This window comes from Streptomyces jeddahensis, assembly GCF_001642995.1.
Classification (GTDB): Bacteria; Actinomycetota; Actinomycetes; order Streptomycetales; family Streptomycetaceae; genus Streptomyces; species Streptomyces jeddahensis.
The window spans coordinates 1-20,405 of the sequence record NZ_LOHS01000102.1 but is presented as its reverse complement, the minus strand read 5'-3'; the positions used below and the strand labels follow the sequence as shown (position 1 = coordinate 20,405).

At 68.6% G+C, this 20,405-nt stretch carries 20 protein-coding genes and 3 pseudogenes; 10 read left to right on the top strand and 13 right to left on the bottom strand.

Annotated elements, in window-relative coordinates; all coding sequences use genetic code 11:
* Positions 1–114 precede the first annotated feature (114 nt).
* Positions 115–720, bottom strand: a complete 606-nt coding sequence (locus STSP_RS24005; protein WP_067281905.1) for a TetR/AcrR family transcriptional regulator — start codon at positions 718–720, stop codon at positions 115–117.
* Between the two features lie 254 nt (positions 721–974).
* On the opposite strand from STSP_RS24005, the gene STSP_RS24000 reads away from it, so the two are divergent.
* The 6 genes from STSP_RS24000 to STSP_RS23975 all read left to right on the top strand — a co-directional run bounded on the left by STSP_RS24000 (position 975) and on the right by STSP_RS23975 (position 7,191).
* Positions 975–1,613, top strand: coding sequence for an isochorismatase family protein (locus tag STSP_RS24000; RefSeq protein ID WP_067281903.1), 639 nt, complete (start codon positions 975–977; stop codon positions 1,611–1,613).
* A 90-nt stretch (positions 1,614–1,703) separates the two neighbouring features.
* On the top strand, positions 1,704–2,456 hold the full coding sequence (locus STSP_RS23995) for an SDR family NAD(P)-dependent oxidoreductase (protein ID WP_067281901.1): 753 nt from the start codon (positions 1,704–1,706) through the stop codon (positions 2,454–2,456).
* A 48-nt stretch (positions 2,457–2,504) separates the two neighbouring features.
* Positions 2,505–3,857 carry an FAD-binding oxidoreductase gene (locus tag STSP_RS23990; protein WP_067281898.1) on the top strand — a complete coding sequence of 451 codons (1,353 nt, stop codon included), beginning with the start codon at positions 2,505–2,507 and terminating at the stop codon, positions 3,855–3,857.
* Between the two features lie 96 nt (positions 3,858–3,953).
* Positions 3,954–5,048 (top strand): hypothetical protein, encoded by a 1,095-nt coding sequence (locus tag STSP_RS23985; RefSeq protein WP_067281895.1) that lies wholly within the window; start codon positions 3,954–3,956, stop codon positions 5,046–5,048.
* 48 nt (positions 5,049–5,096) lie between these two features.
* Positions 5,097–6,269, top strand: a complete 1,173-nt coding sequence (locus STSP_RS23980; protein ID WP_067281893.1) for a DUF5624 domain-containing protein — start codon at positions 5,097–5,099, stop codon at positions 6,267–6,269.
* A gap of 61 nt (positions 6,270–6,330) precedes the next feature.
* Positions 6,331–7,191: an alpha/beta fold hydrolase gene (locus STSP_RS23975; RefSeq protein ID WP_067281890.1), complete on the top strand. Its 861-nt coding sequence runs from the start codon at positions 6,331–6,333 to the stop codon at positions 7,189–7,191.
* Between the two features lie 113 nt (positions 7,192–7,304).
* Here STSP_RS23975 and STSP_RS23970 read toward each other — a convergent pair.
* The 4 genes and pseudogenes from STSP_RS23970 to STSP_RS23955 all read right to left on the bottom strand — a co-directional run.
* Positions 7,305–8,348: pseudogene (locus tag STSP_RS23970) on the bottom strand (UvrD-helicase domain-containing protein); the annotation flags it as partial.
* A complete protein-coding gene (locus tag STSP_RS23965; RefSeq protein ID WP_067281888.1) occupies positions 8,345–8,827 on the bottom strand; it encodes a hypothetical protein in 483 nt (160 codons plus the stop codon). The gene STSP_RS23965 and the pseudogene STSP_RS23970, both read right to left, overlap by 4 nt.
* Positions 8,824–9,690, bottom strand: a complete 867-nt coding sequence (locus STSP_RS23960; protein WP_067281885.1) for a DUF6083 domain-containing protein — start codon at positions 9,688–9,690, stop codon at positions 8,824–8,826. The genes STSP_RS23965 and STSP_RS23960 overlap by 4 nt, the downstream gene beginning before the upstream one ends.
* Before the next feature lie 168 nt (positions 9,691–9,858).
* Entirely contained in the window at positions 9,859–10,122 is a 264-nt protein-coding gene (locus STSP_RS23955; protein ID WP_067281883.1) for a helix-turn-helix transcriptional regulator, read from the bottom strand.
* A 180-nt stretch (positions 10,123–10,302) separates the two neighbouring features.
* Here STSP_RS23955 and STSP_RS23950 point away from each other — a divergent pair, with 180 nt between their 5' ends.
* Together STSP_RS23950 and STSP_RS23945 are read left to right on the top strand one after the other, a co-directional pair.
* Positions 10,303–11,337 carry a hypothetical protein gene (locus tag STSP_RS23950; protein WP_232789766.1) on the top strand — a complete coding sequence of 345 codons (1,035 nt, stop codon included), beginning with the start codon at positions 10,303–10,305 and terminating at the stop codon, positions 11,335–11,337.
* A gap of 211 nt (positions 11,338–11,548) precedes the next feature.
* A pseudogene (locus tag STSP_RS23945) lies at positions 11,549–12,060 on the top strand (hypothetical protein).
* Between the two features lie 51 nt (positions 12,061–12,111).
* Here the strand turns inward: STSP_RS23945 and STSP_RS23940 are convergent.
* Both STSP_RS23940 and STSP_RS23935 read right to left on the bottom strand, forming a co-directional pair.
* A complete protein-coding gene (locus STSP_RS23940; protein WP_067281879.1) occupies positions 12,112–12,585 on the bottom strand; it encodes a hypothetical protein in 474 nt (157 codons plus the stop codon).
* A 185-nt stretch (positions 12,586–12,770) separates the two neighbouring features.
* Entirely contained in the window at positions 12,771–13,790 is a 1,020-nt protein-coding gene (locus tag STSP_RS23935; protein WP_232789765.1) for an immune inhibitor A, read from the bottom strand.
* Positions 13,791–13,982: 192 nt separating this feature from the next.
* Here STSP_RS23935 and STSP_RS39740 point away from each other — a divergent pair, with 192 nt between their 5' ends.
* A complete protein-coding gene (locus STSP_RS39740) occupies positions 13,983–14,129 on the top strand; it encodes a hypothetical protein (protein ID WP_198547426.1) in 147 nt (48 codons plus the stop codon).
* A gap of 87 nt (positions 14,130–14,216) precedes the next feature.
* On the opposite strand, the gene tpg is transcribed toward STSP_RS39740, so the two are convergent.
* On the bottom strand, positions 14,217–14,771 hold the full coding sequence (tpg, locus tag STSP_RS23930) for a telomere-protecting terminal protein Tpg (RefSeq protein WP_067281876.1): 555 nt from the start codon (positions 14,769–14,771) through the stop codon (positions 14,217–14,219).
* Between the two features lie 9 nt (positions 14,772–14,780).
* Positions 14,781–16,955 (bottom strand): telomere-associated protein Tap, encoded by a 2,175-nt coding sequence (gene tap, locus STSP_RS23925; protein WP_067281873.1) that lies wholly within the window; start codon positions 16,953–16,955, stop codon positions 14,781–14,783.
* A 241-nt stretch (positions 16,956–17,196) separates the two neighbouring features.
* Between tap and STSP_RS23920 the strand changes: the two genes are divergently transcribed.
* Positions 17,197–18,087 carry a hypothetical protein gene (locus STSP_RS23920; protein ID WP_067281870.1) on the top strand — a complete coding sequence of 297 codons (891 nt, stop codon included), beginning with the start codon at positions 17,197–17,199 and terminating at the stop codon, positions 18,085–18,087.
* Between the two features lie 286 nt (positions 18,088–18,373).
* Here STSP_RS23920 and infA read toward each other — a convergent pair whose 3' ends face one another.
* The 4 genes and pseudogenes from infA to STSP_RS23900 all read right to left on the bottom strand — a co-directional run.
* Positions 18,374–18,598: a translation initiation factor IF-1 gene (gene infA / locus STSP_RS23915; RefSeq protein WP_067281867.1), complete on the bottom strand. Its 225-nt coding sequence runs from the start codon at positions 18,596–18,598 to the stop codon at positions 18,374–18,376.
* Complete coding sequence (locus STSP_RS23910) at positions 18,595–19,386, bottom strand: GNAT family N-acetyltransferase (protein WP_067281865.1); 792 nt, start codon at positions 19,384–19,386, stop codon at positions 18,595–18,597. The genes infA and STSP_RS23910 overlap by 4 nt, the downstream gene beginning before the upstream one ends.
* 430 nt (positions 19,387–19,816) lie before the next feature.
* On the bottom strand, positions 19,817–20,080 hold the full coding sequence (locus tag STSP_RS23905; protein WP_067281862.1) for a hypothetical protein: 264 nt from the start codon (positions 20,078–20,080) through the stop codon (positions 19,817–19,819).
* Positions 20,077–20,405, bottom strand: a pseudogene (locus STSP_RS23900) (hypothetical protein); the annotation flags it as partial. The gene STSP_RS23905 and the pseudogene STSP_RS23900, both read right to left, overlap by 4 nt.

Genomic DNA, 20,405 nt, shown 5'->3' with positions numbered 1-20,405 from the left:
AACGTCGACGGCCCTTCGATCTCCCCTCGCCGAGGCGACAGGGCAGCAAGGGCCGACCGGAGCCGGACACCGAAGACGCTCTGGCGGCGAAGGTGCTCAGGCGGTAGCCCATCATCAGTCCAGCAGAATGCTGCGCAGGTTGGGGATGAGGTGCCGCACGAGCTGTTCGTCCGACATCTCGGCCAGCGGTCCGCTCCTGAAGACGTACCGGGAGAACGTCACCCCGATGAGATAGGCGCCCACAGACGCCACACGCTCCTCCAGTTCGGGGCCGGGAATCACCTGCCGGTACATCTCCAGGCTGTCCTGCTGCATCGCGGTGAACAACCGTTTGGCGGTCTCCTCCTCAGAGGCCACCGCACGCAACATGGCCACGAAGGGGTCGCTGCCTCCGCTCTCGGCCATGCGCCGGACGTAGGACCGGGCGATGCGCGTCGGCAAGGTCTTGGTGTCGCCGGCCACTTCCGCCATGAGGGTGCGGGGGCTGGGGACCGCGGCGAGGAACAACTGTTCCTTGGATGTGAAGTGCCGCAGGACCAGGCCGTGGGTCACTCCGGCCCGGCGCGCGACGTCGCGGACGGTCGTCTTGGCGTAGCCGCGCTCGGCGAAGGCGGCCCGGGCGGCTTCGAGGATCGCGGCCCTGCTTGCTTCCGGGTCCCGCCTGCGCTTCTTGGCCGGAGCGGCGTCCTGGTCGGCGAGGTTCGTGGGTGACGTGTCCATCCCGTAAGTATACACAAGGTTACTAACATGATGACCCACCGGTCATTAGACGTGCGAACAATTTCTTACTGTTTGCACCGATTGATTCCCATTTACTCCGAGCCGGCGAACTTATTTAAGTGACCGCCTGGACATTAGAAGCCCGAGGGACTACCTTCACTAATGACCAAGCGGTCACCAACGAGTCGGCTCGCTCGGTCTGCTCGGCGGCCGAACCGTCGCTGCCGTTCACCACAAGAGAAAGAAGGCCAGTCATGGCACCTGAGCCCCTCACCCCGGCCAACACCACCGTCGTCCTCGTCGACTACGCCGTCGGTTTCGCGAACCTGCTGCGCTCCCACGACCTCGCGGAGCACATCAACAACGTCGTGGGCCTGGCGAAGACCGCGAAGTGGTACGGAAGCGGCCTGGTGGTGACCAACGGCCAGTCCAGCAAGCCGTCCGGCCCGCTGTACCCGGAGCTGCTGGAGGCTCTCGGTGACCAGCCGGTTATCGAGCGCGCCGTCGACTTCAACTCCTTCCTGGACGAGTCGTTCGCCCAGGCGGTCCGGGCGGAGGGCCGGCAGAACCTGGTGATCGGCGGCATCGCCACCGACGGGTGCGTGCTGCAGACGGTGCTGGGCGGGCTGCGTGAGGGCTACCGCGTGCACGTGGCGGTCGACGCCTCCGCCAGCCCCTCGCTCGAGGCCCACAACGCGGCGGTGCAGCGCATGGTCCAGGCCGGTGCGGTCCCGGTGACCTGGTTCTCCCTGGCCGCCGAGTTCCAGCTCGACCCCAAGTTCCACGACGCCCCGCACCGCATGCGCCTGATGCAGGAGAACGTGCCGGCCATGGCCATGAGCGCCCGCTCCTTCGGCAACGCCGTCGAACTGGGCAAGCGCGCCGCCGCCTGAGGCTGTCGACGCGAGCACGGCGAGTACCGGCCAGTCATCACACCCATCCCATAGCGGGTCGCGGCCCGCCACGCAGAGAGGAGATCGCCCATGAGCGAGATACAGGAGGACCGGCTGCTGTCCGGGCGGACCGTTCTGGTGGCGGGCGCGACCGGTGGCATCGGCGAGGGGATGACCCTCGCGCTGCTTCGCCAGGGAGCCACCGTCGTGGCCACCGGCCGCAGCGAGGAACGACTGGCCGGCCTCGCCGACCACGTCAAGGAAGCCGGGCCCGGCACCCTGATCACCCGGACGGTCAACGTCGGCGACGCCGACAGCGAGAAGGTGCGCGCACAGTTGTCGCCCTACGGCGCGCTGGACGGCGCCGTCGTCTCGATCGGCGACTGGGGCAGCCCGGAGCGCACCGGCATCCTCGACATCTCCGACCGTGAGTGGGAGGAAATGATCGCGTCGAACCTGACGAGCCATTTCCACGCGCTGCGCGCGCTCACCCCCCTGCTGTCCCCAGACGGGGCGCTGGTGCATCTGAGCGGTTTCAGCGCGGACATCCCTTATCCGTTCGCTGCCCTCGTGGGAGCCACGAACGCGGCGAAGAAGTCGCTGGTGCGCTCACTGGAGGCGGAACTGGGCGGTAGGGGCCCGCGTGTGTACGAGCTCATCATCGGCCCCATCCGTACCCGCCCGCGGGCCGCGATCGGCGCGGACAACCCCGGTTGGTTCAGCGCCGAGGACCTCGGCAGGCACGCGGGCCGGCTCGTCGCCCACAGCGGCCCGTACGCCGACGCCCCGCTGCAGTACCTGATCACCCGCGCCCACGGCGTCCGGACCACCCCGCCCCAGTAAAGGACATGTGCGGATCCCCGTCCCCCTACGGAGACCGCGGAGGCATCCATGCGCACCATCGACAGCTCACCGCCGGCCTCTCGGCTTCCCCTGCCCGACAGTCTCGCCGCAGCCGCGATCCGGCCGGGCGATGGCGACTACGACAACGTGCGGCACACCTACACCCGCACCGGATCACCGGCCGCCGTGATACGCGTCCGCGATCACGAGGACATCGCAGCCGCCCTGGCCCACGCCCGCACCGCACAGCTTCCCCTCACCGTGCGCAGCGGCGGCCACGGCATCAGCGGCCGCTCCACCAACGACGGCGGCATCGTCGTCGACCTCTCCGCACTCAACGCCGTGAAAGTGCTCGACGCCCGATCCGGGCTGGTACGTGTGGAAGCGGGAGCACGCTGGGGAGACGTCGCCGCCCAGCTCGCGCCCCACGGTCTGGCCCTGTCCTCCGGAGACACCGGAGACGTCGGAGTCGGCGGGCTGGCCACCACCGGCGGTATCGGCCTCATGTCCCGGCTGCACGGCCTCACCATCGATCACATGCGCGCCGCCGAACTGGTCCTAGCGGACGGCTCCCCCGTGCGGACCGACGCCGATCACGACCCGGATCTGTTCTGGGCGGTGCGCGGCGCGGGAGCCAACTTCGGGGTCGCGACGGCGTTCGAGTTCCAGGCGAAGCCGGTGGGCGACGTGATCGCCGCAGTCACCGTTTTCGACGCCGGGGACACAGCGGCGTTCCTGACCCGGTGGGGGGCTGCCGTGGAGGCGGCGCCCCGAACGGTCACCAGCTTCCTGACGCTCATGGCGGGCCCCGGTGGAAAGCCCGTCGCCCAGGCGATGACCGTGCACGCGGGGGCGGACCGGGAGGCGGCGCGCGAGGCGCTCGCACCCGTTGTGGCCTCCGGGCCCGTGCTGCAAAACCAGGCCTTCGTCACTCCGTACCACCAACTGCTGCCGGCCACGCACGCGGCGCAGCACGCGCAGCAGCCGCTTGCGGTGTCGCGGTCCGGGCTGCTGGAACACCTCACCGAGCCCGCCGCCGCGGCCATCGCATCGCTGCTGGTGGCCGCAAGGGCGCCCATGGTGCAGCTGCGGTCCGTCGGCGGAGCGGTCAACGACACGCCCTCGACCTCGACGGCCTACGCGCACCGCACGCAGAACTTCTCGCTGATGGCCGCCACCCTGCCGGCGGGACGCAAGAACCTCGACCGGCACTGGGAACAGCTTCACCCACACCTCAAGGGGCTCTACCTGAGCTTCGAAACGGGCACCGGACCACGACAGCTGCAGGACGCCTTCCCCGGAGCGGTGCTCGACCGGCTCATGGTCCTCAAGTCGCGCTACGACCCCGACCACGTCTTCGACAACAACTTCGCCCTGCCCTCGGCGGACCTTCCCGGCTGACCCGCATCACGGCAGCCCCGGGGCGACACGTCGACACGGACCCCGCCCGGTCAACGCACCCACCACCCGTACTTCCTGCGGAGAGGCCCGACAACCATGCCCAGCACACACCTCACCGAGTTCCAGTCCATCCCCACCTCGGGCGCCCGGGGCGTGGAGCCCTTCGACCTGGACGGCCTGCATCTGCTCGCCATTCCCCAGCTCGCCTACGACGTGCCAGACACCCCAGTGGACATGAACGGGGGAGACAGCGACACCGACCTGCTGCTGCTCAAGCGCGGCAAGCAGGGGTACGAGCCGTTCCAGCGCGTGTCGTTGCCGGGCGGCGAGGACGCGGAGTTCTTCCGCATCGGCGACCGCGCCTTCCTCGCCGTGGCCAGCATCCGCACCGGTAAGGGCCCTTATCAGTTCGCCGCCACCTCGCGTGTCCTGGAATGGGACGGCAGCTCCTTCGTCGAGTTCCAGTCCTTCGACAGCTTCGCCGCCAAACAGTGGAAGCACTTCACGATCGAGAACCGTCACTTCCTGGCCCTGGCCCAGGGGGTGGTCATCCCCGGGCAGGAGGACGACAACCTGCCCTCCCGGATATTCGTCTGGGACGGTGAACGCTTCGTCCACTTCCAGGACATCGACTCGAAGTGGGCATACAACTGGCATGCCTTCACCGTCGACGGCCAGCACTTCCTGGCGCACGCGGAGCACGTCGGTCCGTCGGTGCTCTACCGCTTCGACGGAGAGAGGTTCCAGCCGCACCAGGAGCTAGCCGACCGGCACGGCCGCGCGTTCGTGCACTTCACCGCAGGCGGCGACTTCTTCCTGCTGGTGGCCCGGCTGCAGAGCGAGTCGCAGCTGCTGCGCTGGGACGGCTCCCGCTTCGTCGTCCATCAGACGCTGCCCGGGCTGGGAGCGCGCGAGTTCGCCGTCGTACCGGCTGCGGACGGGACCGTGTACGTCGTGCGCGTGAACTTCGTCCTGGGCACTCCGGCCGACCCGACCACCGACCTCGACTCGGAGATCTACCAGTGGCGCGACGGGCAGCTGGTGCAGACAGAGACCTTCCCCACCACGGGCGCCACCGACGTCGCCGTCATCGACGACGACGAGGAGGGCCTGCTCATCGCGGTTTCCCACAGCCTCACCGCCGACGTGCGCTTCGCCGCCCGCACCATCCTCTACCGCTTCGCCCTCTAAAACCCCCGCCCCCCCTCCGCTCCTTTTGCTCCACGACAAGGAACACCCATGGCCGCCAACGAAAGCCCCGAGCTCGTCGACCTGTTCACCACCTACACGGCCGGCCCCACCAGCATCGGCGCCCACCTCACCCGTACCGCCGCCGCCGACACGGCCGACGCACCGCTGATCGTCGCCACCGGCACCGACTTCGCGCTCTACCCCGGCGGTGGCAAACCGCCCACGGTCGAGGGCTTCCGCTTCTCCACCCAGGGCTTCAAGGAACTCGCCGGCGTGTCCCACCTCGGCCCCGCCCTCGCCACCCTGGTGCAGCTGCGGGAGAAGTACGCCGCCCCCGGCTGGCGCGCCGACGCCGAACGGCTGCTGACCCAGGTGCGGCGCAGCCGGGAGGCCAACAGCGCCGAGCTGTGGCGCGACACCATCGCCGTCGAGACCTACCGCGGCCGCGAGCAGGCCATCGCCGACATGGCCGACTACACCTTCGCCGTCACCGACCGCTTCCTCAGCGCGGCCCTCAAGGACGAAAGCCGTTTCAACGCCGCCGCCCTGCGCACCGAGTACCTGGACAAGGGCAGCGCCGAAGGCCACGGAACCGTCAACCACATGATGATCGCCACGTTCTTCCTCACCGGGCTGGACATCTCCCGCCGGATCATCCACTGGTTTGGTGAGCAGGAGATCGACTGGAGCCGGGCCATGGTGGTCATCGCCGGCAAGCAGGGGCGTCCCACCGCCGGTGTCACCTGGAACACCTCCAGCGTCGCCACGATGCTCCTGGGCGCCTCCGGCTACCAGCTCCCTCTCGAACGCCTCTACATGGCGCCCCACGCCCCCACCTTCACCACCCCGCTCGACGCAGACCTGTCGAAGGTGGCAGCCCTGGAGCAGCCACTGCGCCAGATCTGGTCCAACACCCGCGCCACCGTCGAACTGGGCGATCTGATGTTCCCCCACCTGCCTCGCTACGCCCCAGGCCGCCTCGCCGTCCCCGACATCACCGACCCGTCCGTCACCGAGATCAGCGAGATGCCCGTCATCCACGGCCCCGACGACTGGCGCGCCATGACCACCCGCCTGCGCATGGTGCTGGAGGACCCCAGGCAGCTGCTGTCCGGCTCCGTCACCGACTTCGCCGTCAGCCAGCTCGTCGCCGCCGACAACGACCCGGCCAAGGTGACCGTGCCCGGCCTGGACAACGTCACCTACCCGACCGGTCTGTAATCACCACCAGCCGAAGGTGCCGCGCCGCGGCACCTTCCGCCCGATGCCAGGAGCACGACGCATGCCTCCGCTGACCTTCGACCAGGCCCGCCACCTCGACGTGGACGGCGGCCGGATCGCCTACTACGAGACAGGCACGGGCAGCCGGCCCATCGTATGGGTGCACGGCCTGCCCCTGGACTCCCGCTCCTGGGCCGCCCAGAAGGAGTTCTTCGACCCCCACGCCCGCAACGTCTTCCTCGACCTGCGCGGCTACGGCGCCTCCGACAAACTGCCTCCGAACGTGGGCAGCGTCACCGCGCTGTACACCGCCGACCTCGCTGCCCTCATCACCCACCTCCGCCTGGACAGCCCCACAGTGGTCGGCTTCGCGTCCGCAGGGCACGTCGCACTACGGTTCGCCGCTCAGCACCCTCAGCTGCTAGGCAAGCTCGCCGTCCTCAACGGCTCCCCCAAGTTCCGCCGCAGCGACGACTGGCCACACGGTTTCGACGACGCCGGCATCGCCCACTTCACCGACGCCGCCCGCGAGGGCGGCATCGAAGGAATCACCGACGCGGTCCTCGACCCAGACCTGGTCTTCGCCGACGTCGACACCGCCCGCGCCACGGAGCTCGGCTCCTGGTTCAGCGAGATGAGCTACAACGCGGGCGTGGAGACCCTGCTCGGCTTCTTCGACAACATCTCACTCGACGACGACCGCCACCTGCTGCCCGCCATCACCGTCCCCACCCTGGTGATGAGCAGCACGATCGGCCAGGAAGTCCCCTCGAGCGTCTCCCTGCACCTCCGCCAGACCATCCCCCAGGCCCGTCTGGCCGAACTCCCCGGCACCGACCACTTCGCCTTCGCCACCCGTCCCGACCTCGTCAACACCCTGCTGCACTCCTTCATCAACGACCGACCCACCCCCGATCACTGATCACGCAACCATCCCCCAGACCACAGGCCGACCGGGCCGGTCGGGCCGAGGACTCCTGCCACGAGCGGAAGTGGCCACACAGCGGCGCAGCTGTGCACCGATGCCAACCCGGCGTCTTTCAGGTCGCGGGCGGCCAGGGCTAGAGCGCGCAGGCTGTCTCCTCCCCCGACGAGCCCCACCTGGTGTCCGGCGGCCAGCAGGTCCATGGCCTGGGCCATGGCGCCGACATTGGTGCGGCACAGCACCGCGTCGGGCCGGCTTACGGGGCCGAGTTCGGTGGGCACTGTGGTACTGCCAGTGAGGCGGATGGGGGCGTGGGCGATGCAAAGCCAGCGGTTGGCCTCGTCGGCGAGGTGGGGGCCAAAGCGGAAGGACTGCGAGAGGGCGAGCTGGGTGCCGTCGAAGCCGGTCATGACGTCTTTGGCGCCGCGCCAGTGGTAGATGGCCTGGGCGGAGTCGCCGACCATGACCAGTTGGGCATGGCTGCGCTGGGCGAGGAAGATCTGTTCGACGACGGGGTTGGTGTCCTGGGCCTCGTCCAGGAGGAGGAAGTCGGCGTCGATCTTCGGTTGGGTAAGGGCCCAGATTTTCAGGTAGTGGTCGTGGTCGAAGCGGACTGCGCCGTCCTCAGGGTTTTGCAGGTCCGTCCAGGCTTTGCGGGCGAAGGGCACGATGTGGGCGGCGAGTTCGGCGTACAGCTTTTTGTCCTCGAGGCCGCGCAGGCGGGGCACGTGGTGGCGGGTGATGGCCGGGTCGGCGGTGTGGCAGAAGCGGGTCACCGTGCGCAGCATGGCGTTGGAGAGGGTCCTTTGCGATAGGTCGCGTTCGCCGATGCGGAGGGCTTTGGTGATGCCGAGGGCCTGGCCGGTTTGCCAGGCGGGTCGGCGGGGTGCGTTCAGGCGGCGGGTGTATTGGTGGCCGACGGCGGCGTAGGCGAGGGCGTGGGCGGTCTTGCACAGGACATTCGCGGGGAAGCGGGCGGTGGCGTCCTGGGCGATGGCCCGGTTGTAGGCGAGGTAACGGCCGCGGCGTTTCGTGGTGCGGGCGAGCAGGGCGAGGGTGGTGGTCTTGCCAGTTCCCGCGCCGGCCTGCAGCGCCAGGTGGTCACCGGTGCGGAAGGCGTCGGCTGCGGCGCTCTGTTCGTCGGTCGGGGTCAGCACGGCGCAGCTCCGGGGGTGCGGGTCAGTGCGTGTCCGACGGCCGCCAGGAGGTGTGCGGGTGTCGTACCCGTGAGCAGGTGGTGCACGGCTTGGTCGAGGCGGTCGGCCTCGTCGCTGGCGTGCTGGGCCAGGGCCCGGTGCAGTGCCAGTTTCACGAAGAGTTCCAGGGATTGCCCCGCGCTGTCGGCGGCGTGGCGAAGGGTGGCGTGCGTGGTGGGCGAGAAGGCGACGTTGAGCAGGATCTGACCGCTGGCGTCCGGGTAGTGGGTGGTGATCACGTCGATGGGCAGCCGGGTGTCGAGACGCTGGCGCAGACGATGTGCGGCCCGGCCGGGCGTTTTGGCGGGCAGGAGGGCCATGAGGCGGGTGGCGTCGTGGTTGGGCGCCAGGGGCTGCCGGTTGGTGGCGTGACGGGGTCGTCGGGGGTGAGGGGGCCTTGTCAAAGTGATCTCGAGGGCGTGGTGGGGCATCGTCATGCCTCCGTGCGGCGGCCTGACGGGGTGACCGGGAGGTCGGTTTTGATGTATTCGGAGTGCAGGAGGGGGTCGAAGACCTGCCATCCGGCCAGGGCGAGGTCAGGGGCTCCAGGGACAGCGGCGTGGGCGGGACAGCGCTGGGTGCGCCAGCGCAGCTGTTCCGCGTACGGCTGGTGACCGAGGTCGTAGACGGCCATAAGCCCGTCCGGCAGGGTTAGTTGGCCGCGCTGTGGGCGGCAGGCCGGTAGCAGCATCCACCGCCCGCCTGGCCTGTCAGGCGCATGGACGGGCTTGGGGCAGCGGTGGCGGTGGCGGGTCTGAGTCACGCAGCGGATGTCCTCGATGGGTTGTTCGGCGATGTAGCGGCCCAGCAGCATCTGCACGACCGGACGTGTGAGGCGGCCGCTGCCGGCGGCCGGTTCGCTAACAGGAGGGGGCGTGGCGGGGGTGAAGGCGCCGGTGTCGATCAGGCGGCGAGAGTGGACGGCGAGCTGTCGGCGTGCCGCCTCAATGCACAAACTGATCCGGGCGGTTGGGGTGCGGCCGGGGCAAAGCACCGTGTGCGGGATACGGCACCAGGCGCTGCCGTCGCCGTGAGGGTGGGCGATGCCGCAGCTCAGGTGCCAGCGGCAGGAGGCAGGGACCTGGACGGCGGGCAGTTCCGTCGGGTGAAGGGCGATGGGCCGCTGGTCGGCGCGCTGATACCAGTCGATGCGGTTGCCGCATCGACGGCAGCGGCTGCTCTGACCTGCGCGCAGCAGGCGGCTGGGACTGGTGGCAGCCACCCGCAGTGGCCGGCGGGGATGCGTGGTGCGTGGGGCGCCGTCCCAGCGGCAGGCAGCGGATGGCGTTTGGGGGCTCATGGCGGGGACCGTGCCAGGTGGCACGTCACAGAAGCAGGGTTCGCGAGGTTGGTGTCCCGCTAACGACGCAACAGCAGCGAACGCATGGACGGATCAACGATTGTACGTTCTATAGCGACTCGCCGTTCGGGTGATTTGCGTTCAGCGCACGGCGGGTGCGGCCGCGGGTCAGGCGCCTTTCGATTGGGGCGGGGTGTGGCCGTCGCAGAGGGTGGCGAGTGGGTGCTCGATCGGGACGCCGAGGGCATGGGCAAGGGCGTGCCAAGTCGTGATGCTGCCGGTGGTGCGGCCGTGTTCGAGGTCGATGAGGGTGCGCCGGGCCAGACCGCTGCGGCTGGCGAGTTCATCGAAGGTCCATCCGCGCTCGACCCTCAGCCGCGCGAGCTCGACACGCAGCGCGGTGAGATTGGGGTCGGGCGGGAAGATCGTCACCCGACCATCGCACGGTGCAGGACCCTGCCCTGTCAGTGCAGACCTCTGCACTATTTGCTAAGGGAGGAGTGACATTTAGTGTGCAGAGCTCTGCACGACCGTGCGTCCCGCCCGTGCAGTGGTCAGCAACGGAGGCGACGCACCCCAGTTGGGAGGACGACGAGCCCAATGAGGCTGCCTATGACGCATACCACGGTGCGGCGCGTGTGGACCGTGGAACTGCGCCCGCAATCGGGCGGCCCGCTGCTGGCCTGTCCCCATTGCCCGCCGCAGGCCCGGCCCCTGGAAGCCGCGTCGGCGCGCTCGGCCGCCCTGACGCATTTGGCCGGGCATGCCCGCGCGGACGCGCTGCCCCGGCACCTGCGCATCTGCCAGTGCCGGGTCCGGGAGTGCCACTGGCATCCGCGTCACCGCGGCTGCTCCGGCCCAGTCCTCCTGGCCCTGACCCGTGACCGCAACGGCCGCATGTGGCGCCTGGCCGATGCTTGCGCCGCCTGCGCCGCCGCCACCAGCCACACCGCCGTCGTGCCCGACACGCCGCTTGGCACCACCCGTGCGCATCACTCCCCCCGCAAAGCCGGGGAGCCACCGCACGGGCCACGCGAGCGCACCCGCGTGCGGGAAATGCTCACCTACCTCGCCGCCGCACTCCCCCGCTTCACCTCCCCCGCTGCCTGGCTGCTCGCCTTGCAATGCGCCCTACGCGTCAACGCCCGCGGGTGTGTCTGGCTGCCCTCGGGTCTGCTGCGCGGCATGCGCCTGTACGGACGCCAAGAACTGTGGCAGGAACTGGCCCACACCAACTGGCTTACGCTGCCCGACCTCAGGTCGGCGCCCGTAGAGGTGCAACTGCTGGATGAGGCGGTCCTGGACCAGTCTCCCGGTCGCAGTGCACGCCGCCGCGCCGCCCATTGGGCTTTGCGCCCCGCGCCGCTGCTCCTGCCGCACACCGCACCACCCGCAGTGCAACTGACCGCACTGGTGCTGGCCGCATACGCCTCCGCCGAGGTCCACCACCACGCCGACATGGAGGACCTCGCCCGTTTGTGCGGGCACTCCCCCCACCAGACCGCAGAGTTGCTCGACCGGCTCACGACCACCCGCGTCCTGGCCGCTTGGCAGCACCGTCGAGACACCGACGAAATCCTGTGGCAGCTCCCCCACGAGGACACTCCAACCCACGCTGCAGTAGGCCCACGGGCAGCACTAACGTAAAGGCGTTCTGAAGCTCGGGGTGAGCGAAAGGCATCACCCGAGAGAAACAACAGACACCACTCATCCGTACTATCTCTATGCCGGGCCACTTACAGCAGTTACCGCCGCTGCCCAAAAGCCAGCCCGAGAACACATGCGCATGGCGCTCGGCGCCTGCGAATGCGCCAAGAGATCTGGCACACCAGGCCAGGAAACGAGAAAGGCCAACACCATGTCGGAGAGCACGACGGCCACCACCGGATTGACGTCGCAGTACGCCACCCAGGTAACCAGCGACCTCGAACGCAACATCAAGGAGCGGGAACGCATCAGTGCGGATATCGCCGCACTGCAGGAGCAGCTGGCCGCTCTGTGCCCGCTCCCCGCAAGAAGACCTCTCGTGAGCCCGACACCAGCAAGCAGACACGAGCCAAGAACGCCGCCGACACACAGGGCCGCACGGCAACCAAGAAGTCGGCCGCCAAGAAGCCCGCGAACAAGGCGGCGGACGCGAAGGCGTCCCAGCCCACGCTAGTGGAGCTCATCCGCCGCCACCTCACCGAACAGAGCGAACCGCGCTCCGCAGCCGAAGTCGCCACCACACTCGCCACGGCCCACCCGCAGCGTGGCATCAAGCCCACCGTCGTGCGCACCACGCTCGAGGGACTCGTGGCAAAGAACCAGGCCCAGCGCACCAAGCAGGGCGCATCCGTCTACTACACCGCCCCCAACGCGGCCGAGTAGACGGCCGCACAGGCCAAGGAGGAGCAGCCGTCCGAGCGCAGTCCGCCTGCTCTATCGAACTGGCCCGCACTCATCGACGATCACGGTCGGCTCTGACAGGAAGACCTCCCGGTCGACGGGGCCATAAGCGATGTTGAACGTGTCGAGCCAGTACGACCAACCGCGGATTCCCAGGGCGCTGGTGAACCGGTAGTTCAACTGCCAGCGGACCCACTGCCCGGGAAGCAGTCGAACTGCCGGCGGCCTGCGCGGCCGAGGCGGCAACCCGAAGAGCGGCTCCACACGAGCGAGCACTCGGAGCCGATCACCTTCGTCCCGCAGGCTGACACCGATCTCGCGAAGGTCTTTCTGGCTCGAACGTGGCTCGAAGCCGTCACGCTCGGACATCTGGACGAAGTGGGCAAACCCAGAGGGCACCTGAGGCAACGAGAAGCCGACCGGCGCCGCGTTCCTGCGGGCAGCGGCCTCCCCGCCCCGAGACTGCTTCGTCCAGGACGTCTTGATCCACTGCACCGTGATGTCCACTGCACCTGCCTTTCGCCGAGAGCCTACGGTCAACATTTGCTTGACGTCACTCAGGTTCCGACGCAACTGCCTGCTGCCAGTTCTCAGCAACATTCCACAGGGTTAGAGAACCAGACCGCTCTCCGAAACCGCCTACAAGCGCTCTCCGGTCTCACCTACGCAGCCAGTGCATCGCGTTCCACGGCTTATTCGCTCTGGACCTGTGCCTTGTTGATGGCGGCTTGAAGTTGAAGCCAGGTTGGATCTGTTGCGCTGGCCGCGGTCACCGTTGCCAGATCGTCTGCTTCCCATGTGCGGGTTCCGTCGGTCAGGACAAGGTGCGTCTCCAGGTCGTCGCCGTCGTCCGGAATCTCGGCGGTGGCCTCCAAGAACGCTATGGCTGCAGCCCTCGAGACGTCCCTGCTTGTGGTGCGGGTCTGCGTGGAGCCGGAGAGCGTGGAGCCGGTCAGCACGGACAAGAGCACCAGCTCTCCCCCACTGCCGGCAACGAGAAGCTCGCCGGTCGCCGTGGCGGCCAGCGCGGACAAGCGGGACCCGGTCAGCACATCGTGCTCGACCGCTTGCCGGGTTTCGAGGTCCACCTCGACCAGCGCCCCCGCGGGCGTTGCGATCCACAGCACGCCCGGTCGCGGTCCGAAGGCGATGTTGTGACGCGACCAGGCTTCCATCTGGTCAAGCCACTCCTGCGGGTACGGATAACCAGGGCTGGGGTCGCAGAGGGTTGTGGCCAGAACCCGGTGCAACGAAGGAAACTCGAAAACCTCCACCGAGTTGTCGTACGCGTTGCCACGGATCGCCATATGACGTCCGTCTGCGCTGAAGAGCGGAGTCTCGTAGCCGTCACAGTCCAGGATCAGCGCCCGGCGGAGCGGCCGCATCACGGCAGGCGCGGTCCCCTGATCGACGCGCGCGAAAAGGCAGTGCGTTGCCCCCTGGTCGCTGGTGAGCGTGGCGACAAGTCCGCCACCGGGATGCTCCGCGACTCCTGTGTCCCACGGGGGTCCGGCACCGATGGTTCCGGAGGCAAGGTCAAGGACGTCCGAGCTCTCCCACCCGCCGCCTTCGTCGCGAAACGACGGTGAACCCCACAGGGTCTGCCCGTCCGGGCTGAAAGCCAGACTGCGGTAGGAGGCCGTGGCCGGAGCGCCTTCCGGTTCGGAGACCCCAGCAGGAGTCCATTGCCGTAGTCCGTCTTCCCCTGCCACGACAAGCAGTGGCTGGTGCGGATGCCACGCCACAGCGGGCGTCCGCTCTGCCCGCTCCCACCCAAAGGCGTCTCCATAGGCGTTCGACGTGAGGCCCACGGAGCCGAGTTCGCGTAGCTGCCCCGCGCCGCTGTCCCAGATGTGAACTGCCGGACGCTCGGAGTCCGAGCAGGCCACCAGCGGAAGCCGCGGATGGCAGCTCAGCTGTTCAAAAGAGCGTTCGCCGCCAGCCAGCCCACGTGCCACTACTTCAAGATCAGTCACCCCAGCACCGTAGTTCTCGCCGGCCTGCGCGGCGAGGCCCTCACCGGCATGCGCTTCCGCGCGGCGCAGACGTGAGCGCCTGCCCCGCCAACTCAAGCGCTCACTCGCCAACTGAGGCGCTCAGTCACATCCACCAGCCGGTGATCTTTGAAGACTGACTTCCTAGAAGTCGAGCTCGACGTAGTCGATGTCCGTGAATTCCACTGTCAGGCCTTCGGCGCGGCGGCCATGGTCTTTGAAGTAGATCTCCTGGAGGCCTTCCGCGGCGATGTCCTGGAGTTGCCGATCGGACGCGCCTGCGGCTTGGGCTTCGAAGAGGCGGGCCGCGTAGGCGGGCGGCAGGTGCTGGGTAATCAGGCGGATGCGGGCGTCGTCGGTGGTGCCGGGGGCTGCGGTGAAGCCGAAGCGTGCGCGGGTTTCGATGACGATGCCGCCGGTCGTGGCGGCCCTCCTTTTGGCCCGCTCACGCACTCGGGGCTGCCAGTCCTTGCGGACTTCCGTAGCAAGGCGGGCGGCGAGCTCTTTGCGGGGCTGCTTGATCTGGCCCTTGAGGTAGCGCTCGACGGTGCGTTGAGAGATGCCGAGCCGCTCGGCAGCGGCCTTGGTGCCCTTGGCTGCCTTGACGAGGAACCTCATCTGAGACCGGGCAGATTTGGGTAGCGGGCGGGTGAAGGTGCTGGCGGTGGCTTTGTCGAGGCTGTCACCGAAGACGCCCATGCCAGTCTCCTATTCTTCGGCCGCGGTGGTGTCAGTGCCCTTGATGTGCCGGGCGGGGTTGTGTCCTTGATCGAGCATCTGCACAGCCCACATCAGGGACTGGGTGCCCTCGTGTTTGACCATGCCGGGGCTGACGCCGAGGCGGAAGGCGCCGGGCAGCGGCTTGCCGTCGGGGGTGCGGGGCAGAAAGTCGAGCGGGCTGGGGCCGTCGGACAGGTAGACGGCGCAGTCGGACAGGACCGCGATCGGGAACAGCCCGGCCTGCTCTGCAAGTTTGAGCATCTTGCGGTGCATGTTGATGCGGGCGGCGGAGATGACGGCGGCACGAATGTCCGGCCGCCAGGTCGGCCGTTCTAGGGCGGGCCAGCGCTGGCCGGGCCGGTATCCGGCGCCCTGGGGGCGCTCTCGCAGCTTGCCGATCCCGCCTTTGACGGTGGCCTTGATCGCTGAGAGCACGGCGTTCTGGGTGGGGTCGGCCTGCTTGTGGCGTTCCATCGCGGCTAGGAATTCTGCCTCCGGCATGCCGGCAGTGACGCCGAGCTCCTCCATGGTGGTCATGTAGGCGTCTCGCAGCCGGGTGTACCAGCCGTCCAGGTACGGGCCGGACTCGGGACGTACATACGCCTCGATCGGCGTGACGGTGTGGCCGAGTTCGACGGCGTAGGCGACCGTGGGGGTCGCATACCAGGCCGGGCCCTGGGGGCGGGCGCCGTGTGGGGTGAACGGGTTGGGCAAGCGCGCGTCGAAGTCGATGTGGGACAGGTCGACCAGCCAACTACCAGGAAGGCCTTTGTCGAAGGCGGGGGCCTTCCGGTGGACCGGCGCTCCGAGGCCGACGGTCAGTCGGTTCGCGGCTGCGGCGAACGCCATGTTGACGTCGATGCCCACCGCGTATGCCTTGGCGCATTCGTCGTCGGTGAGCAGTTCCGGGTCGCGGATCCACTCGTAGGCTTCTTCGTCGAGGACTTCGGCCGGCGTGCGCTGGTGTCCGCGCGGATGCAGGGCGGCGACCACGGGATGCTCGTCAGGAGCTTCGGGCGGGGCGGGGTCCACCGCGGTGGTGAGCGAGCCGGGGTTGGGTCCTGATGCCCAGGTGCCGGTCGCTGGGTCCTTCACCGCGCGGGTGGGCGGGCGCAGCGCCGTCATCAGCTCCAGGCCCGTGACGGCTGTTGAACCGCGTGGAGTGATGACGCGGGTGGCGTAGTTTCCGAGAAGCTGGGCCAGTTCGGCTGGTGGCAGTTGGTCGGCACTCCCCCAGGCGCGGGTATCGAGCGCGCCCCAGGGCAGGGTTGCGAGCTGGACGCAGTGTCGCTGTCCGCCCTGTGCTGGGCGGTAGATGCGCGTCCATGGGCCGAAGCCACGGCGCGTGAGCTGCCATTTCGCCTTGATGATCTGCCGTACGACCTTGTGGTCCTCGGGCAGCCGAAGAGTCCGGCGGTCCTCCAGCACTGCGGGCACACCGAACCGTTCGGCAGCCGTGTCGGTGAGGACGATCAGCGGGTCCGCGTCCTTGCCGTTGCGATTGAGCCGGGGCGCGCCCAGCTTCGCTTCGCCCAGGGTCCAGGTGACGAGTGCGGCAATGTCCTTGGCCGGACACTCCAGCACCAGGCCGCCGATGCAGTATGCGTTCCCGTCGCCGTCGAGAACGGCGAGCGGACCGTTGATGAACCGCGGGTCGACTGCGAGCGGCGCGGCAGTCTGCTTCTTGGCTGCCTTCTGTGCGGCCGGGCGGCGCGATGTCAGCAGTATGCGTGGCGCAGGCCGGCTGGAAGTGGGGGCAGGTGGAGCGACGGACTCGGCGAGCGTCGGCGCTGGCGCGGGCACGGCCGTCTGCGGCGCGGCGCCCACGCGGGTCGGCGCCTGTGGCTCAACTGGCGTAGAAAAGGGGGACTGTGTGGGCGTGGGGTGGAGGGCGGCGAGGCCTTCCAGGAGCCGGATATAGGCGGCGCGTTTGGGTGGCCGTGGTTCGGTGCGGCCAGCCTCCCAGCCAGCCACCGTCTCCCGCCGCACGGACAGCGCTTTGGCTACCTGGTCCTGGCTCAGGCTGGCTGCCTCTCGCAGTCGCTTGCGCTCATCCGGGGCGGGCAGTGCATCCGGCGCGGCTGCTTCCTGCAAGAGGGCGTCGACCGCCGCGAAGAGCTGCTCTTGCCCATCAGTCACAAAGATCACCTCACGGCACACCATAGCCGAAACGCACAGTGGATCGCACTCTAAACGCACGCCATTTCTTACAGCCTGCGGCGTCGACATCTGTCTCATCGAGGTCGAATATGCCTTCGCCCCGATGGGAAATGGCACGGCCAGGCGCTGGTGGGAAACCAGTCACAGGGCTCGATTTTTAGTCTGCTTGCTGATGACAACGTCTCCCGTTGATTGCTCCAATTCCGCGCTGGGCAGTTCTGGCAGGTCGAACTCCGGGGGAGCCATGGCGCGGAAGAAGTCACTCACGGCGCAGTTGGTGCAGGCGTACCGCGATGGGCAGAAGGCGAAGGCGGCTGAGCTCAAGCGGCAGGAGCAGGAGCAGGCCCGGTTGGAGCGTGCCGCCGAGCAGGAGCGGCGCCGGCGTGATCTTGAGAAGGCCAAGCAGGAGAGGGAGCGGACGCAGGAGTGGGAGCGGGCGCAGCGAGAGGCCCGACGGCTGCAGGAGGAGCAGGCCCGCCAGGCGGAACAGGTGGTGCGGGATCTGGAGAAGCGACAGGCGGCCAGGGAACGGGAGGCGGAGCAGCAGAAGCGGTTGCAGGCGCGGCGGGCGGCTGAGGCCGCCCGGTTGGCCAAACAGCAGGCGAGTGAGCAGTTGCGTCAGCAAGCGGCCGACCGGACAGCTGAGGTCGCTGCGCAGGTGGAGCGGCTGCAGACGGTGCTCGCCTCTCGCTCCTCTGGGCTGCATGCTTCGCGGCTGCGGGTGGAGGAAGCGTTGTCTCGTGACGGGGTGGACTCGATGGTCGAGAGCGTGGACGGGGCGCTGGCGAACATCGCCTATCCAGAGGGCTTGCGGACAGGGGTGTGGCGGTCCGCGTTCGCCCCTGAGACGCGGGAGCTGATGCTGGAGATTGATCTTCCCGGCCAGAGCGTGGTGCCTATTGTGGCGCAGTACCGGTACAAGGCTTCTGCACCGCCGGAGGTTGTGCCACAGCCTCGTAAACAAGCGGAGGTCAAGGATCTGTACCGGACGCTTGTCGCCCGGCTGGCGCTACGAGCCCGTAACACGATCTTGCTGAACGGCCCTGTTCCGCCGTCTTCCGGTGTGACAATGCGACCGTTCGGGATGGTGCGACCATCCGGCCGCAGGCGGTGGACGATGACCTGTGGCCGCTGATCGCGCCGCTGCTGCCGCCGTGGCCCGAGAAGGCTCCTTTGCCCGCGGCCGGTGCCGGACCGGCTGTGCCGGGGAGGGCATCCTGTCCATGCTGCACCACCACATCGCCTGCCAACTACTGCCCTGGAGCCGGGGTTCGGCTCGGGCCAGACCTGCCGGCGGCGGCCGGAGCGGGAGGCCGCCGCGGCCGTGCGAGCCATCATTGAGCCATCATCGGGGCCCCGGTCACGCAAACGCCGTGACCGGGGCCCCCAGGATCAGCTACCGCGGAAGATGCCAACCGCCGCTAGTTCCGGTACCGGAACACGATCCGGCCACGCGTCAGGTCATACGGCGGAAGCTCCACCAACACCCGGTCTTCCAGCATGATCTTGATGTAGTTCTTGCGGATCTTCCCGCTGACGTGCGCGAGCACCTGGTGGCCGTTGTCGAGCTCCACGGTGAACATGGCGCTGCGCAGGCACTCGACGACCCTGCCCTCGACTTCGATGACGTTCTTGTTCTTCGTCATCGCACCAGCTCCAGATTGCTGCTCATCGGCCGGGCGCCGATGCCCTCGAACAACGCCGAGGCTGCCTGGTCGGACTCGTGGACTTCCGTCCAGGCCGCGGCGAACCCGCAGCGGTGCAGCGTCCCCAGCGCGTGGGCCAGCAGCGCCCGCCCGATGCCGCGGCGCTGCTCGCCGGCGCGGACCGCGACCAGCCCGATACGCGGCCGGTTCACCGTCACCACCCTCATCAGACCCAGGTAGCCCTCCGGCGCCGCGGCCACCGCGTACCTCGACGGGTCGACGATGGTGTCGCCTTCGGCGCGGCACATCACCTCCGCGGGCATCGACTGCCACCCGACACATCCCTCGACTTCGTCACGGATCGCGCGGTCCACCGCCCGCAGCAGACCCTCGTCCGCCTGACCGGCGGGCACGATCGTCACACCCGAAGGCGGCAGGACTCCTTCCAGCCCTGTGACCCGCGCGTCGGTCGGCACGACGTACTCCCACTCGCGGCGCCGGATCGTGAAACCGGCCCGCCGCCAGCCGGCCGTCAGCTCGACGTCGGCCTCGTCGACCACCGTGTACAGCGGCCCTGGCAGCTGCGCCAGCATCGCCTCGGCCAGCCGGTCGAAGGTGGCGTCGTGCCAGGCGTCGATGCTGACGAACAAGCGCCCGTCCGGCCGGTGCTCCGCATACCCGCGGCCGACCACCAGGTCGTCATCCCATGCATGCCATTGCCTGTCCGCGACACGCGTGACCATCACCGCGTGCTCACTCAGGCCAGAAGTGAAAGGCTTCGTGTTCATCGGAGTCTCCTTCCAGGAGCGCCTCGATCTTTAGGCGCTCCTGGCGACACCGAAACGTCAGCCGCCGGACCGTGACGGGTTGAGGGAGCACCCACGGGTAACTGCGTTCACGGGGCTCACCTCCCAACGACGACTTCACGGTCCACCACGAAACTAGCAGCGCGGCGCCGCCTCACTCAAAACCTTATTCCCACAAGCATGTAACGCGATCACGATCCGGTCTTCTTCAGACGTCTCCAACAGATGAGGCCGCCAGCCAACCAGAGGAAAACGCCGCGGAGTCCGACACGCCGTTCCCACCGGACCGCAAGACGTTGCAACGGGTGGAGCAGAGCGAAGCTCCGCTCCACCAGACAGCGCAGCCTGCCCAGGCCCTGGATGTTCCAGGAGCCCCTTGCGGGAGATCACCGCCTGAATGCGGCGGCGCAGCTCACCACGCACAGCCTTCGAGTCGTACGCCATGCCGCCCAGGAGCCACTCCGGCCGCCACCGGGGACCGGCCGGGCCGCCCGGCAACGAGCGGGACACCGTCGACGAACTCGAGGGTCCGGGCGATGTCGTTCTCGAGGGTCTGGGCGATGTCGTCGACGTCGGCGGCGGTCGAGACGACCCGCCCCAGGGTGCCCCAGCCGTCGCAGACCAGATGGTGCATGCTGCCCGTCTCCCGCCGGCCCACCGGCGACAGACCGGTCACGGCACCCCCCTCTTCGCGCGCACGTGGCAGCCATCCACACACCCGCAGGTCCACTCGAACTCGCCAGCCACGTTGACCCCGGCGAGCAGAATCCGCCGCAACCACCCCAAGACCCCGACCCGCTGCCAGCGATCCAGGCGCCGCCAGCAGCTCTGCCCGGACCCCAACCCCAGCTCCAGCTCCAGCTCCAGCTCCAGCTCCAGCTCCAGCTCCAGCGGGACGAGTTGCCAGCCGATGTCCCGGTGCACGACATACAGGATGCCCCGCACACAGTGAAGCTCCGCCATCTTGAAGTGGCTGGTCAGCGGGGTGGCGTGACCTCGTT

Bases quoted from the DNA above. Each gene is read 5' to 3' on its own strand.
- STSP_RS24005 (WP_067281905.1), bottom strand. From the start codon at position 720: ATGGACACGTCACCCACGAACCTCGCCGACCAGGACGCCGCTCCGGCC.
- STSP_RS24000 (WP_067281903.1), top strand. From the start codon at position 975: ATGGCACCTGAGCCCCTCACCCCGGCCAACACCACCGTCGTCCTCGTC.
- STSP_RS23995 (WP_067281901.1), top strand. From the start codon at position 1,704: ATGAGCGAGATACAGGAGGACCGGCTGCTGTCCGGGCGGACCGTTCTG.
- STSP_RS23990 (WP_067281898.1), top strand. From the start codon at position 2,505: ATGCGCACCATCGACAGCTCACCGCCGGCCTCTCGGCTTCCCCTGCCC.
- STSP_RS23985 (WP_067281895.1), top strand. From the start codon at position 3,954: ATGCCCAGCACACACCTCACCGAGTTCCAGTCCATCCCCACCTCGGGC.
- STSP_RS23980 (WP_067281893.1), top strand. From the start codon at position 5,097: ATGGCCGCCAACGAAAGCCCCGAGCTCGTCGACCTGTTCACCACCTAC.
- STSP_RS23975 (WP_067281890.1), top strand. From the start codon at position 6,331: ATGCCTCCGCTGACCTTCGACCAGGCCCGCCACCTCGACGTGGACGGC.
- STSP_RS23965 (WP_067281888.1), bottom strand. From the start codon at position 8,827: ATGACGATGCCCCACCACGCCCTCGAGATCACTTTGACAAGGCCCCCT.
- STSP_RS23960 (WP_067281885.1), bottom strand. From the start codon at position 9,690: ATGAGCCCCCAAACGCCATCCGCTGCCTGCCGCTGGGACGGCGCCCCA.
- STSP_RS23950 (WP_232789766.1), top strand. From the start codon at position 10,303: ATGACGCATACCACGGTGCGGCGCGTGTGGACCGTGGAACTGCGCCCG.
- STSP_RS39740 (WP_198547426.1), top strand. From the start codon at position 13,983: ATGGCAGCTCAGCTGTTCAAAAGAGCGTTCGCCGCCAGCCAGCCCACG.
- tpg (WP_067281876.1), bottom strand. From the start codon at position 14,771: ATGGGCGTCTTCGGTGACAGCCTCGACAAAGCCACCGCCAGCACCTTC.
- tap (WP_067281873.1), bottom strand. From the start codon at position 16,955: ATGGTGTGCCGTGAGGTGATCTTTGTGACTGATGGGCAAGAGCAGCTC.
- STSP_RS23920 (WP_067281870.1), top strand. From the start codon at position 17,197: ATGGCGCGGAAGAAGTCACTCACGGCGCAGTTGGTGCAGGCGTACCGC.
- infA (WP_067281867.1), bottom strand. From the start codon at position 18,598: ATGACGAAGAACAAGAACGTCATCGAAGTCGAGGGCAGGGTCGTCGAG.
- STSP_RS23910 (WP_067281865.1), bottom strand. From the start codon at position 19,386: ATGAACACGAAGCCTTTCACTTCTGGCCTGAGTGAGCACGCGGTGATG.